This window comes from Nostoc sp. (genome assembly GCF_036917095.1).
GTDB lineage: Bacteria > Cyanobacteriota > Cyanobacteriia > Cyanobacteriales > Nostocaceae > Nostoc.
In genome coordinates, this window is sequence record NZ_JBALFH010000040.1 from 1 (window position 1) to 14,461 (window position 14,461).

Sequence of the window (14,461 nt, forward strand, 5' to 3'; positions counted from 1 at the left end):
CTCTTTCGCGCTCCGTTTCAGGCACTTATTCAATATAACGAACCCACCTCTTTATGTCAACTATTTTTCCCAAAATATTTTGGGACTGCTTCTGAGTCACCACGAAAGACTTAGAGAGTAAGGGTTTTAGGCTATAGTGTTCCTGGAAGTCAGTAAGGAAGCAATAAAGTTGTGAGCAATTCTGGTGTTTTACCGCCCTGGCTGGTTTTAGATCCACTTTTACGTGGCTGGTTGATGGAGGATATTGGCAGGGGCGATCGCACAACAAATGCGCTACTAGTAGAAGATGTGACACTAGGCTCGGCTAAATGGATAGCTAAAGCTTCAGGGATAATTGCTGGCTTACCAGTTGCAGCTAGGGTGTTTCAGATTTTGAACGAAAAAGTCAGTTTTGTGGCGGTTTCGGCTGAAGGTGCTTGGTGTGAGCCAGGACAGGTAATAGCTGAAATTCATGGTTCGCTGGATGCGCTGCTGATGGGGGAACGAGTTGCGCTCAATTTGGCTATGCGGTTGAGTGGGATTGCTACGCTAACTAATATATATGTAGATAAAATTGCTGATTTACCTGCTCAGTTGGTGGATACGCGTAAAACGACACCAGGGCTGAGACTGTTGGAAAAATACGCCACTGCTTTGGGTGGGGCAATTAATCACCGTATGGGGTTGGATGATGCGGTGATGATTAAGGATAATCATATCGCGGCGGCTGGGGGAATTGGAGAAGCTGTTACCCGTATTCGTTCTCAGATACCTTATCCCTTGACAATAGAGGTAGAGACTGAAAGTTTAGAGCAGGTGAAAGAAGCTTTGCAGTACAAGGCTGACATTATTATGTTGGACAATATGCCTGTGGATATGATGGGTCAGGCGGTGCAGTTGATTCGCCAGCAGGATAGCCGGGTGAAAATTGAGGCTTCAGGGAATGTGACTTTAGAGACGATTCGCGGTGTAGCAGAGACGGGTGTTGACTATATTTCTACCAGTGCACCGATTACTCAGTCTAAGTGGTTGGATTTGAGTATGAGGATTGTACTTTAGATAAATAAGCAAGGAGATAAATCGAATCATCCACTGCAAAGTTGATATATAGCAACCGCCTCAGTGACTAGGACGCTAGATGTAAGAGATGCCCCATCGCATCTCGTAGACACTCATATTGGTCAAGTCGCTTGGGAATGGAACCTTTGGGTCAAGACGAGCACTTTAAAAAGCTATATCCTTCGATTCTTCAGTCGCTTATGAGGAAAACGCCCTTCGCGTAGCGTCTGGTAAAGAAGACTGTACTGACTCAGCAGTGGTCATCGCGATCGCATTCTGCTTTGAAATATAGCAGTGCGATCGCATATTGTACCTTCTGGATCTCTGATTTTTTGTGTCTCCCTTGTTCCACTACTATCTTTGATAGTGACTCAGCATCAACCCGTCGTCCAAGGGATTGCTCAAAGTATAATAATTTTTTGAAATTGTATTATGGAATTATAGTATTAAATCCTGTTTAAATTGGAATTTCAATCGAGAATTCTGTGCCTTTTCCCGGTTCTGATAGGCAATTCAAAATTCCACCATGTTTTTCTACTACAATTTGGTAGCTAATTGACAGCCCTAGCCCTGTTCCCTTACCCACCGATTTTGTTGTGAAGAAGGGATCGAATAACCGTTTTCTTACGTCTTCCTGCATTCCTAATCCATTATCAGCAATTCTGATTACAACAAATTTACTATCTAAAATTTCAGTACGAATTACGATTTGCGGTTTATCAGTTATTTTTCTATTGACTATTGACTCTTCTAAGGCATCGATTGCATTTGTCAAAATATTCATAAATACTTGATTAAGCTGCCCTGCGTAGCAATCAACTAAGGGTAAATTTCCATATTCTTTAATAATAGATATATCCAGCCCAATCCCATTATTTTTCCAGCGGTGATGCAAAATCAATAGTGTATTATCAATCCCTTCATGAATGTCAACTAGTTTTTTATCTGCTTCGTCGTGGCGAGAGAAATTTCGCAACCCTAAAACAATTTCACGGATACGATTAGTACCCATATTCATCGAAGACAGGACTTTATTAAGGTCATCGGTAATAAATTCCAAATCAATTTTTTCAGCAAAATCTTGAATTTCTATCTGGGGCTTGGGATAGTGTTGCTGGTAAAGTTGCAAGAGAGTTAACATCTCTTGAAAGTATTCATGAGCATAGGTTAAGTTCCCGTGGATAAAATTAACTGGATTATTAATTTCATGAGCAACTCCAGCTACTAATTGTCCCAAACTAGACATTTTTTCATTTTGAATCAGTTGAGATTGAGTTTGCTGCAACTTATGCAAGGTTTCCGTGAGTTTTTCGGCTTGAGTTTGAGCAGCTAAAGTAGCAGAGCGACTTTGAGTATAAAGTTGTGCATGATCGATAGCGATCGCTAGTTGATCGCAAACAGCTTGTAACAGGTTAATTTCACTGTTACTCCAAATGCGATCGCCACTACCATGACTGCAAACAATCGCTCCAATCTCCCCAGAATTACTTTTAACTGGTAGCAGTAGTTGAGATGTAATGCCAAACTCAGTTAAAAGTCCTTGCATATCATAATCGAGATATGACTTGCTATTAATATCGTCGATGCAAATTAGCTCTTGAGAGAGAAGCATTTTTGTTAAAAAAGTCGCTTTTTGCAACGGGATATTACCTAACATGGTTGCTAAGTTGGGGTTTCGCGCTTCATAAGTGATAGTCAGACTTGGCTGGGATGGGTGCGGTAAGTAAGAAAGAAAGTAGCAACGGTCAATTTGTAATAAGCTACGAATTTCATTAACAGCAGTTTCTAGAATCATATCCAGATCGAGAGAACTACGGATTTGGCTAGCTAGACGCAGTAATAAGGCTTCCCGACGGCTGAGGAGTTCTTCTCGCGCCCAGATCCGGTCAATAGCTACAGCAATATTATTAGCAATCCAATTTAATAGGTTATGAGTTGTTTCGGTAAATAATTGCTTGCTAAATAAAGCTATTATACCGATTAATTGCTGTTCTACTATCAGGGGATAAGCAGAATATCGAAAACTTGAAAGGGTAGAATCGAGAAGTGTTTCTGAATTATTAATTGAGACTTCTTGGTTAAAAATGACTTGATTATTTTGAGTCATTAAGCCAATAATGCTATTAGCTAAAACCATGTGATTTGGGAAATCTTGGCTATCGCTCAAAGCACTACAAGTAATATCTGTACAATGAACACCAGCCTGCAATTGTAGCTGGTTTGTCTGTCGTTCAAATGTCCAGATACAAACAAAGGCAATATCAAGGTATTGGGAAATACTATTTGTACAGTTTTGCAGAATTTCTGGAAGTGTACCACTTTGAGATAGGGCTAAACTGACTTCTGCACTCAAAACTGACAAGCGCGATCGCTCCAATAAAGCTAACTCTGAAAGCTTACGCTGTGTAATGTCTGTACGAATTGATACATATTGATATGGCTTTCCATCTGGGTTTAACATTGGGGCAATCAAAGTATCCACCCAATAAAAAGTGCCATCTTTAGCTTTATTTTTAATTTCTCCCTTCCATATTTTTCCTTGGGCAATAGTTTTCCATAATTTGGCAAAAAATTCTTTGGTATGATATCCAGAATTGATAATACGATGATCTTGCCCTAGAAGTTCTTCTCTAGAATATTTAGAAATTTCACAAAATTGGTCATTAACATAGGTTATGCTTCCAGTTCTATCAGTAATAGCTACCAGGGAATGGGCATTTAAGGCAAATTTAAAAGCTTCTAGTTCTCGGATAGACTTTTGTAGCTCTATCTCACTCTGTTTATTAAGAGTAATGTCACGAGCTACTGCATAAATCAACTTTTCTTCACAGAAGCCAGTCGCATTCCATGACAACCATTTGTAAGAACCATCCCGACAAAGATAGCGGTTTTCAAAGTTGATTGCATCTACAGATTGTGTAATTTTTTGGGCTACAATAATAGTAGATTCACGGTCTTCCGGATGAACAAATTCGATAAAAGGTTTAGTAATTAATTCCTGCTCTGACCAACCTAGTATTTTTGTCCATTTTGGGTTTAAATACTTGAAATAACCATCAAAGCTAGCAATACACAGTAAATCTATAGAAAGTGAGAAAAATCGAGAGTATTTTTCTTCAAATTGTTTGTACTCAGATTTAACTAGTTTCATCAGTTGTTTAGTTATAAAGCTTTTTTTACTAAAGGTTAAATAAGTTAAGACGTTTTTCGCAAATTGAATAACCATCTCAAGGGAATCTTGTCAAGCTAAAAACTACCTAATCTCAGTTCCGATGAAGACTATTTACTTTCCGAATAAACACTTAACTAACTTAATAGCAGAGCAATAAATATTTACTAGATTTTACGGAGAAAACTAGCTATTTTTTGAGACAATTATCTCCTAAGTAAAGGTTTCCCAAAAAAAATGTAAAGTAAACATTTATATTTAGGATTAAAGATAAGAAGTGTTAAGAAAGGGCGACACTTTTGCTTCACAGTACCAATTGCTTAATCTGCTTAAGATTATTTGTCGAGGTATCATGTTCTTTTTGCCACCTCTAGTTTGGCTGATGTGCTCATGCCGATAAGGGGAATAAATGTAAATAGCATTAATTCTGGATGGGTGCGTGCGATCGCCAATTTGAAAACCCGTATATTCAAACGACAACCGAGCATAAACTGGATGTTCAAAAATTACATCTTTGTTGCCCCAGTCTTCTATCTCATGCAGATTTCGCTATTCTCGTCTAGAAGTTCCTAAGCAATACTCCCCCGCTTCCTGGCTTCTTTGTAGGAAGTTCCCACATTTTTCAAACCAGCTTTAATCATTTGTTGTTCGAGGAGGGCAAAGAAACGCGCTCTATCGCCACCTTTAACCACTGCTTGATTATGCGCTTCTGCGATCGCTACAGGATAGCCATATCCTTTTTGCACTTGTGCCAGCATTAGTCCCAATGCTTGGTCTAACATGGCTGCATTATCTGCAACCCATGCTGGAACTTCGATCCGGGCGATTTCTGTACCAACGTGGACGTAACAAAAGTAAATGGTTTGGTCTCCGTAAAGTTCGAGAATGGGAGAATTACTGCGCCAAAGGGTGCTGCGTTGTCCCGGTTTGAGACGAGTTGCCCAAACAGAAGTATCTCGCAACTGTTCAAAAATTTTACAAGCTACTTTTTCTAGCTGATTTGGGCAATAAGTTTTACAGTCTGGTACTGGATGGGGACAAGCCAACAACCGTAAAAAGTTCATCGTTTCGATGCTGCGAGAGGCACTAAGATATCCCATCAACGGAATTTGAGCATCACGCATCTGCTGCCAAGCTTCCAGGATAGGGGGTAAAATGCAATCGCGTGCATCCACTGGCAATTGTTCTAAAAACCAGTAAATTAACGAACCATCTACCATCGCCAGTGCTGGCGTTTCCCCTTTCGCTGCACATGCAAGTTCTGCCAATACGGTTGTTTCTGAAGCAGTGCGACGGAAACTCATCCATTCTTCGGTTCTAATTCCCCATTGCCGAGACATATATAAATCTTCTGGGCGATAAAATACCTCTGGCAAACTATCAAGTAACGGATGGCGGTTTTGTCCGTAGTGTAAGACTACTCTGCCGATATTCAGCAGATAACAGTAAGCAATTTCGTGATGGTTGGGGGCAATTTGCGAACCATCGGTAGCGATAACAGTATGTATTTTAGGGGGAACTGGGATATCAATGCAGGTTTCTAACGGCTCAATTGGGGTAGCATTAGCAAAGAGAATGCGATCGCGCCATTTTTCCTGGCGCTCGATTAAATCTTGTTGAGACTCGTAAGCATTTTTGAGATGTTGTTGCGCCAATTCTAAACGCTGGCGACTGGCAGCAGCTTCTAAGGTAAGATGCTGGCTTAAACCCTGCATTTGTCGCGCCAGTTTTGTCAGGTCAAGCATAGGATTTTATACTTTATATTAAGCCAAAATGGCAAATTCCAGTGTTTAAATCTCACACAAAGACGCGAAGAAAAGCTCTGCTTTGCTGTGTCTTTGTGTTTGGGCGTGAGATTATCCTCCCTTTTTAATACCAACTTGAGAAATCTTTGGCAAATTGAGACAGTGATAACAACTGAATTCGCGGATCGTTTTGGGCAGCTTCCCGTTCTGCTTGGGTATTATAACCCCAGTCTGCGAGAAAGAGTTTCACATCTTCAAGGTCTGCTTGCTGTTGGACTAAGTGCAATGTCTTGAGTCTATCTTCTACAAACCAGAGGCTGACTAGGTTTTTATCTGCTGCTTGAATTAATCCTCGCAGAATTTCATATTTGGGACGCTTGACTTCTTTACCAATAATTGATGTCGTCGGGAAATTCACTCCTTCTTGTTGTAACAACTGTTGGACAAAACGCCCTTCTTTAGTTGTTACAATGTATAGCTTAACTCCACTCTCAAGAGTTAGTTTTATTTTTTCTATTACACCTGGATAAAATCTATGCAGACTTAGCCAACCGTCTAAATCGCTGGTAATCCATTCATCGCGCTGATTATCTAGTTTCGCCCCAATCTCTCTTGCTTGTAGCTTGTCATTTAACAAAAGTTTTGGGGCGATGCTTACCCATTCATGAAGAATTTTCTCATCAGGGATTTCATCTACCAACGCTTTGATTAAAACGGGCATTTCCCAACCTGTTTCAATTACAGGCCGCAGGCGATAGAATCTCAAAGCTAAATCATCTGGTGGTGTGTGGTTAGCAGGCGACCAAATTTCACAGTAGGTACGCCATGCTACCTCAAAATATTCAATTAGTCCGTCGCAAATCACTCCATCAAAGTCTAAGGCTAAAATTGTGGGACTAGTTGCTGTCATTGTTTTGAGGATGAAACTGCTCTTGCCAGCTTACTCGATCTTGAAAGGAATTTTTGTATAAGAATATCTTAACAGGTCAACTTCAGGAATAAATATTGTTAAATATTTTATGAAAAAATCGTTATTAAACAAAATTGAATCTAGATTAAATCCAGCAATCTACTTGAGTAGCTAGATTATTTACAAAAGCTGGATATTTGATGATCGTACATTATATTAACCACATATTCGATCGTAAGTAAGATCGATAAAACGCGATCTTGTGTAAATCCGAACTGGAAGTGTTTTAACCTCTCCACAGTCTCCAGAACATGCATTTACAAATGCAGTACCTTTTTCACCTACTACCTCAAGAACAAAACCAGCACTATTGCCAACAAAAACAAGCGTTTGGTAATTTCTACCTTCAGCTAAAGCATATGCTTTTTTAGCCCCAATATAATCTTCAAGTTGCTGGCATTGTTGCATTTTTTTGATTACATTCTTATAAGAAACGCCGAACTGATTAAGCCCCACAATATTGCGAAATCCAATTGGTAAAATTAAACCTGGCGTAAGTTTAATTTTTGCTGCAATGATGTATGGAGTTATAACGATAGCCAATAAAGGAATTATATATATTATCCGCTTACGAATAGAAGACGGCTTATCTTGAAAGCTTTGGCTATACAAACATGAAAAATAAATACATATTAAAGGAGTTGGGATTAAAAAACTATAAAAGATGCCAGCTATTATAGCAAGTGTTGTCAAAATAGGAGTTTGGATGAGAGATATTAAAAATAAAACGAAAATCATTAAAATATTAACAGGAAAAGGAATAGACAAAATATATAATAGAATATTCAAACTACATCCACAAAATATAGCTAATATTACAAAGAATATATTAATATCTTTTTGCTTTTCCCTCAAAGTCCATAAACTAACTGCACCACAAGATAAAGCTACAAATAGAGCCATAGAAAAGCTAAATGGATAGTAACTGGGTGCTTTTAACCAAAAACCAACAAATTTATCCCGAAAAATTATAACTGGTAAACTTAAACATACCAAAAAAGGTAAGCTATAAATGATAATCAGTAAGGTTGTTTTAAGTGCAAAGAACTTTACTTCTGAATTGCTTTGATTGATTTCCATGCTGTAATAACCTTAGGTTTTATTAGTAATAAATAAAATATGCGATCGCAACACGAAGCACAGGTTTTTTCTGCTGTAATTAAATATTCCAGGATGGAAGGAGAATTTCTGAGTGAAATATCGAATAATTATCTTATAACTCAAACTTCTCTGATACCCGATCTCTCTTGGAAAAATCTTAATATTTCTGAAATATTTATTGCTGGGATGAGAGTTATGGGTTTTCCTAATCTCCGAAAAGAGACTTACGATAATTGGATCTTAATCAACAATCAACCTTCCTCATTAACACCATTTATTACAAATCCTCAAGTCACTCTGATTTCCAGAGAAGAGTGGGAAAAACTTGAAAATAGGACTGATTATAGTTGGTCTATTATATTTACTTTAACTCGACCAGGATTTTCTCAAGATTTTTCGCAGGCATTAATTCAAATAACTGCCCATTGTCCAGCAGGGCCACCACAGTATGGGAGTTTACTATATCTAGAAAAAACTGCCGAGCAATGGGAAGTCAAGTTATCTTATGGGCTGTACAATCAATAAAAAAATCTATTTCTATTCCCGCTTAGTATTAACACTCCATGTTTGGGGCTAAAGAGTAACGCCAGCAGAAAGCAATACAGTTCAGTTAAGCATTTTTTCTTCTCTTACTTCGTGTCCTTTGCGTCCTTTGCGGTTCGTTAAAAAAATTCACTTTGACAAAGAGTAAAGCCTTAACTGAAGCGTATTGCAGCAGAAACAATCCCGATACTACTAAAACGATCGCAGGGCCAGACGGCAAGTTATAAAATAGCTAAGATACATACCGCTAATACTAGAAATAACGCCAATTACCGCACCCCAAATCATTACTTGCTTGAGACGTTTAGCTAATAAATAAATTGTCGATCCTGGTGTAATTAAAAGTGAAAGGACTAAAATCACATCGGCAGCTTTCATAGTGGCGACAATTGTTAAAGCTATTAGCCCCATAAGTCCAAAGTTTAGCCGGTTTCCGGGCAAACCTACTGCTTGATAGCACGATACCGCACAATTGTAGAAGCATTAGTGGGTAAATATACCCCCTTTAAACTAAAGAAGTAAATTTATCAGAATTAATATCTAACTTAAGACGTGTTTTTATAAAATTTCTCTCAAAGTCTCTCTAGAGAAAGAATTCATTGTATCTGCAATTTTTTAGAATGCTATTTAGTAAAACTACATGTTTCAATACCTGAAGAAGCTATGACTGATAAAAATCAAGACAATCAAATTAATCAACCCGTAAGTGAAGACACACATTTACGCGAAGAACCAAACGTCAATGAAAGAAACTTAACAGCAAATCCAGGAGATAAAATTGCTGATGAGTCTCAATCTGTTGAAGAAAAGGCTAAACAGGTAGCTGTGGATGATGTACCAGACATTACAGGTGACAAAATCACAGTCCCGACTTACTTCGTTGTAGATGAACCCGATGGCACAAAAAAAGCACTCCACCACGTTAAAGATGCTGAAGAGATTTCTGACGTAATTCGGGCAGCACGAGTTGACGAAAATGGAAATCGGATTTGGTAGTAGTCCTTCACTAAAGAGACACGGGGACACAGGGATAGGGAGAGTTATTTCTTTGCGTCCCCGTATCTGTCTTCTTTGAGCAAGTTAGTGTATTAATGACGAAATCAAAATCTGGAAATTTTCCCAGGATAAACAGTGATGGCAAATGTCACAACTACCAAAGAGTTGGCATATTGGAGTACTCCAGAAATTAAAAAACAAATTTTAGAACTTGTTAAGGGACGCGATCTAGAGCCGTTAAAAGCCAAAGTAGAATTTTATAAAAATGAATTAGCACTATATTTTGCAGAGTTGAGCCGACGTAACCCCTTTGGCAAAGTTGCAGATCAAGTGGCGATCGTTACGGGAGTATGGGTGCCAATATGGTCTACTATACCTTTTCAAGACATTTTACCTGGTAGGATACACGAGCAGTCTTACCAAATTTTTCATAATGATGGTTACTATGCAAATATTGCCCGTTATGCACCAGGACATCAGTCTGGTTTTTGGCAAAAATTTGCATCAAGACTACCAGCTTACGACTTAATGGTGTTGCAAAAGTATTCAGTTCGAGATGAGCAGTGGCATATTAAAAATGTTGGAATATTCCAGGAATTGAGAAATAGAAAAATCCCATTGACAATTGACGATGCAGACGAGTGGTTTACGACAACAATCGAATCTAAATTTAAGGAAGCAGCACCAAACATAGATTTACAGCAAGAACTCAAATTAAAAGATATGGACAGAAATACTGTCAAGAAATTTGAAAAAGTTTACCTAGCTACTTCTTTTTTAGAGCATCTATATATAGATAATGACTTTCGGTTAGTTAAAACTCAACGAGAAGCAACACAGCGACCAAGTTATACAATAGCTGTTCGCAGACGTTGAACTAACAAAATTTTCTAATGCTATGCCGCCACTACAACAACAAGTTTCTTCTACCGACAGCTACAATTACCTGCTATTTTTGCCTGATGTCTTACGACAACACACTTCGTCTCAAGGCAATGAAAAACAACAGCCACTTTTACCAACAATCCTATTTTTACATGGTGCGGGTGAAAGAGGTTCTAACTTAGATAATGTGAAAAGGCACGGCGTCGCCAAGATTGTAGAACAACAGCAGGATTTTCCCTTTATTGTGATTTCTCCCCAATGTCCGCGCGATGAATATTGGAATGTAGAACGATTGAGCGTCCTTCTGGATGAGATTATTGCATCCTACCCTGTCGATCCAGATCGGCTTTACCTGACCGGCTTAAGTATGGGTGGTTACGGAACATGGCATTTAGCAGCAGCACAGCCAGAACGATTTGCAGCGATCGCGCCTATCTGTGGCGGTGGTAATCCACAAGCAGCACGTAAGTTTAAAAATCTTCCTGTGTGGGCATTTCACGGAGCCAAAGATAATGTAGTTCCCTTAAGCGAGTCTGAAATCATGGTTTCTGCACTCAAAGCCCGCGACGGCAATGTGAAATTTACAGTTTACGCAGAAGCCAAGCACGACTCGTGGACGCAGACATATAATAATCCAGAGTTGTATGAGTGGTTTTTACAGCATCAGCGACAGAAGGCTGTAGGTTAAAAATATTTTTCTCTGCATTGGAATACACTCTAAATTAAATCAGAATCTATAGTTGTATTAGCATTTATTTCGCTGCGAATTTTTGCAACTTCGTTTCCTATTTCTTCTGGTGAAAACTCGGTTTTTTTTGTGCGTAGCCTAAGCCTTTGATATGCTTCATCTAGTGGATAATGCGTTACTTGCATTTTTCCATCTGAACCACTGAGTCCATTTATTTTCTCAATTGACACCGTTTCCAACTCAGCTTCTAACTGCTCAATCGTTGGTAAATTTCCTTGCAAAGCCTCCGGTAAAGTATCTTTTAGGTGATACGCCGAAACACCAATCGGCTTATGCATATCCCGCAGAGAGTATTCAGCAATTACCTTATTTTTGCTCTTGCACAAAATCATCCCAATAGTAGGCCGATCGTCTGTTTGCCTCAATAAATCATCGACTGCACTCTGTTTGGTCTTTAGCAGTATCTAAAATCCGAACATTATGACCCCAAGGGATTAGTGCAACAACCTGTTGCACTAATTCCTCATCTGGATAAGCTTCGGCAAAAGCCCGCATATACTTGAGGTTGCGAACCGAAAAGCCCTTGATCTCTGGAAAAGCTTTCTGCAAGTCAGCCGCAAGACGATTGATAACTTTTGCGCCCCAACCCTTCTGCTGTTGGCGATTCAGAATATCTCGCCCAATTTGCCAATAGAGCAATACTAATTCTTTATTGACCGCAACTGCTGCTCGTAATTGAGCGCTAGAAATTCGTGTTTTTAGTTCAGTTAAAAAATCTTCATAACCGATAATATCAGATGGCCCGCTTCGTGAAACTTCGGATTTCTCGTCTTTAGGCATAAAAAAGAATTAACCCTAAGTAGACCGGTGTAAATAATTCAAGGTTTGTAGTGAGCGACTCCAGCCCTATTTTGTTCGTGTATTGAACGCACCAGAGGGCTAGATTTGCTCGTAATGAGCAAATTCTAATATTTTTATATGACAAAATATATAGTTTAATTTATCCTCGCCGATTTACTTACTTCTCTCTATAGTGCCAGCATCGTGCAAAGTTTTGATAACCAAATTAGGGATAGACTCAGCAGCGAGTCCGAAATAATGGTTTCCGTTTTAAAAGGCTGCGACGGTAAGTAAAATTTCCTGTTTACCCAGAAGGCGATCGCAATACAACAATCCAGCATGGGCGGGCTATGAGTTAAATTTGCTGGCATTTACGCAACTACGATTGCTAAAACTTCAACACATTTTCATTAAAAATATTTTTTAGCGTTCAAATATTAAAACTTATAAAAAGTCGCTACTTGCACCTTTGACATTAGAGTATATAGCTTCAATAATATTCTTACGTAAAATTCCGTACTCATATAGGAATCTTATTTGAATTTTGCTAAATATACTGATAGCCCAAACCTGAATCGGCTAGCTATCAGTCAGCTTGGCTTTGAAAAATCAAATGGGATTGCTATATAAACTGGCACTAATAGGGTTGCATTATGCTTTTCTCAAATTCAAAAACTAGCTTAAAAAGTCGCAAAACAAATAATCAAATATGCAGAAGTTTTTGGACTCATAGTAACATTATGCTACTCACTGGATATTTAATTGCTCTACCAATTTGTACATTGATAGCTTTCTCCTTATTATTGCCTTTATTAACTGCTAGCTTCTCGGCTTCCATTGGAACCTCGCACCACTCGACATCGATTCCTTGGATAGATAATGCATCTGAATGCGAACATACTGGGAGAAACTGGCGCGATCGCAAGTGTTGGGATAATCAACACGATCCCATGTTCTGAATAGACATCGCACTAAAGGGTATGCAAATCATCGGAACAATCCTAATTTGGCAAAACAGGCTAACAACCTGGGAATTAGATCAAAATGGATATGTAGCCTGTTGTTTGTCCAACCTTGAATCAACCTAACTTCGTGCGAAATCTGCAAGAAACCCATTTGAATCGTGCCCGCGCCAGTCTCAGACAAGCGCTGTCTTGGTATGGATATCTTCGTAAGTCAGGACAGTTTTCATCCAACCCGGAATTGGCAGGTTTGTTGAAACCAGAATTGGAAGCTTTGAATTCCACACTCAACAAGCTGGACTCTAACATTATTAGAATTGCTGCCTTTGGTTTGGTGAGTCGGGGTAAATCGGCCGTTTTAAATGCCTTGCTGGGAGACAAAATTCTGCAAACTGGCCCCTTGAACGGTGTCACGCAATGGCCCCGTTCCGTCCGTTGGCAGCCAGGCGGTAAGGTACTAGTAGAGTTAATTGATACCCCCGGATTAGATGAAATTGAGGGTGAGTCACGGGCGGACATGGCGCGAGAAGTCGTGCATCAGGCGGATTTGATTTTGTTTGTCGTGTCTGGTGATATCACGCGCACTGAGTATCAAGCACTGCTGGAATTGCGGCAAGCACAAAAACCCCTGATTTTAGTGTTTAACAAGATAGATTTATACCCAGATACAGACCAGGGAGTGATTTACCAAAATTTGCAACAACTCGGTGCAGGTCATCCTCAAGCAAAGCCATTACTACCTGATGAAATTGTCATGGTGGCGGCGGAACCAGCACCAATGGAAGTACGGGTTGAGTGGCCTGATGGTCGTGTCAGTTATGAATGGGAGACACCACCACCTCAAGTAGAGGAACTAAAGGAGACAATTCTAAATATTCTCAATCGGGAAGGGCGATCGCTTCTGGCTTTAAATGCACTCATCCAAGCACGGGATGCAGAAGCCGCGATCGCTCAAAAAACTATCGACTTACGCGAACGAGAAGCCGAAGATATTATCTGGCAATTTACCAAATACAAAGCTTTGGCAGTAATGCTCAATCCCATCGCCTTCTTAGATATCCTTGGCGGAACTGTTGCCGATTTGGCTTTAATTCGCGCCCTAGCTAGATTGTATGGTTTGCCGATGACTAGCTATGAAGCCGGGAAAATTTTAAAAACGATTTTATTTAGTTCTGGTGGCTTGCTCCTGGGAGAATTAGGTAGCAGTTTGCTTTTGGGTTTGGGTAAAAGTACGGCAGCAATAACCAGTGGTGACAATCCCAGCAATATTACTGCCTTTGCTAGCAGTGCGATCGCTCAAGCTGGGATCGCGGGTTATGGCGCATACTCCGTTGGCAAAGCCGCTCAGGTGTATCTCGAAAAAGGCTGCACTTGGGGACAGTTGGGCGCTAGCAGTGTCATTCAAGAAATTCTTTCTCAAGTTGACCAAAATACAATTCTGTATCGTTTGCGACAAGAGTTAGGGATAAAGTATTGAGAATAAATAAAAATTGTTTCCCGTTTGTTGCTGTTTATAAGTGTTTA

Annotated in this window: 13 protein-coding genes and 1 pseudogene; 7 read left to right on the forward strand and 7 right to left on the reverse strand. The window is 39.5% G+C overall.

Going from position 1 to position 14,461, the window contains the following annotated elements; all coding sequences use genetic code 11:
• Positions 1-171 precede the first annotated feature (171 nt).
• Positions 172-1,038: a carboxylating nicotinate-nucleotide diphosphorylase gene (gene nadC, locus V7L01_RS19520; RefSeq protein ID WP_335037497.1), complete on the forward strand. Its 867-nt coding sequence runs from the start codon at positions 172-174 to the stop codon at positions 1,036-1,038.
• A gap of 457 nt (positions 1,039-1,495) precedes the next feature.
• Here the strand turns inward: nadC and V7L01_RS19525 are convergent, their stop codons facing one another.
• The 4 genes from V7L01_RS19525 to V7L01_RS19540 form a co-directional block, all read right to left on the reverse strand.
• Positions 1,496-4,189 (reverse strand): PAS domain S-box protein, encoded by a 2,694-nt coding sequence (locus tag V7L01_RS19525; protein WP_335037499.1) that lies wholly within the window; start codon positions 4,187-4,189, stop codon positions 1,496-1,498.
• Positions 4,190-4,776: 587 nt separating this feature from the next.
• Entirely contained in the window at positions 4,777-5,952 is a 1,176-nt protein-coding gene (locus V7L01_RS19530) for a DNA double-strand break repair nuclease NurA (protein ID WP_335037501.1), read from the reverse strand.
• A gap of 124 nt (positions 5,953-6,076) precedes the next feature.
• The gene (locus V7L01_RS19535) at positions 6,077-6,862 is read right to left on the reverse strand and encodes an HAD family hydrolase (RefSeq protein WP_335037503.1); all 786 of its coding nucleotides are present in this window, start codon (positions 6,860-6,862) and stop codon (positions 6,077-6,079) included.
• A 216-nt stretch (positions 6,863-7,078) separates the two neighbouring features.
• Positions 7,079-8,002 carry a hypothetical protein gene (locus V7L01_RS19540; protein WP_335037505.1) on the reverse strand — a complete coding sequence of 308 codons (924 nt, stop codon included), beginning with the start codon at positions 8,000-8,002 and terminating at the stop codon, positions 7,079-7,081.
• A gap of 39 nt (positions 8,003-8,041) precedes the next feature.
• Here V7L01_RS19540 and V7L01_RS19545 point away from each other — a divergent pair, with 39 nt between their 5' ends.
• The gene (locus tag V7L01_RS19545) at positions 8,042-8,548 is read left to right on the forward strand and encodes a hypothetical protein (RefSeq protein ID WP_335037507.1); all 507 of its coding nucleotides are present in this window, start codon (positions 8,042-8,044) and stop codon (positions 8,546-8,548) included.
• An 85-nt stretch (positions 8,549-8,633) separates the two neighbouring features.
• Here V7L01_RS19545 and V7L01_RS19550 read toward each other — a convergent pair.
• Positions 8,634-9,019 (reverse strand): annotated as a pseudogene (locus V7L01_RS19550) (metal ABC transporter permease); the annotation flags it as partial.
• A 210-nt stretch (positions 9,020-9,229) separates the two neighbouring features.
• Here V7L01_RS19550 and V7L01_RS19555 point away from each other — a divergent pair.
• The 3 genes from V7L01_RS19555 (at position 9,230) to V7L01_RS19565 (ending at position 11,135) form a co-directional block, all read left to right on the forward strand.
• Entirely contained in the window at positions 9,230-9,562 is a 333-nt protein-coding gene (locus V7L01_RS19555) for a hypothetical protein (protein WP_335037508.1), read from the forward strand.
• Between the two features lie 138 nt (positions 9,563-9,700).
• The gene (locus V7L01_RS19560; RefSeq protein ID WP_335037510.1) at positions 9,701-10,438 is read left to right on the forward strand and encodes a hypothetical protein; all 738 of its coding nucleotides are present in this window, start codon (positions 9,701-9,703) and stop codon (positions 10,436-10,438) included.
• A 22-nt stretch (positions 10,439-10,460) separates the two neighbouring features.
• Positions 10,461-11,135, forward strand: coding sequence for a prolyl oligopeptidase family serine peptidase (locus tag V7L01_RS19565; protein WP_335037512.1), 675 nt, complete (start codon positions 10,461-10,463; stop codon positions 11,133-11,135).
• 29 nt (positions 11,136-11,164) lie between these two features.
• On the opposite strand, the gene V7L01_RS19570 is transcribed toward V7L01_RS19565, so the two are convergent.
• Positions 11,165-11,527 (reverse strand): PDDEXK nuclease domain-containing protein, encoded by a 363-nt coding sequence (locus V7L01_RS19570; RefSeq protein ID WP_335038426.1) that lies wholly within the window; start codon positions 11,525-11,527, stop codon positions 11,165-11,167.
• 37 nt (positions 11,528-11,564) lie between these two features.
• Positions 11,565-11,975: a DUF1016 N-terminal domain-containing protein gene (locus tag V7L01_RS19575; protein ID WP_335037514.1), complete on the reverse strand. Its 411-nt coding sequence runs from the start codon at positions 11,973-11,975 to the stop codon at positions 11,565-11,567.
• Between the two features lie 740 nt (positions 11,976-12,715).
• On the opposite strand from V7L01_RS19575, the gene V7L01_RS19580 reads away from it, so the two are divergent.
• Positions 12,716-12,934, forward strand: a complete 219-nt coding sequence (locus tag V7L01_RS19580) for a hypothetical protein (RefSeq protein ID WP_335037516.1) — start codon at positions 12,716-12,718, stop codon at positions 12,932-12,934.
• Positions 12,935-13,067: 133 nt separating this feature from the next.
• A complete protein-coding gene (locus V7L01_RS19585) occupies positions 13,068-14,414 on the forward strand; it encodes a GTP-binding protein (protein WP_335037519.1) in 1,347 nt (448 codons plus the stop codon).
• Positions 14,415-14,461 lie beyond the last annotated feature (47 nt).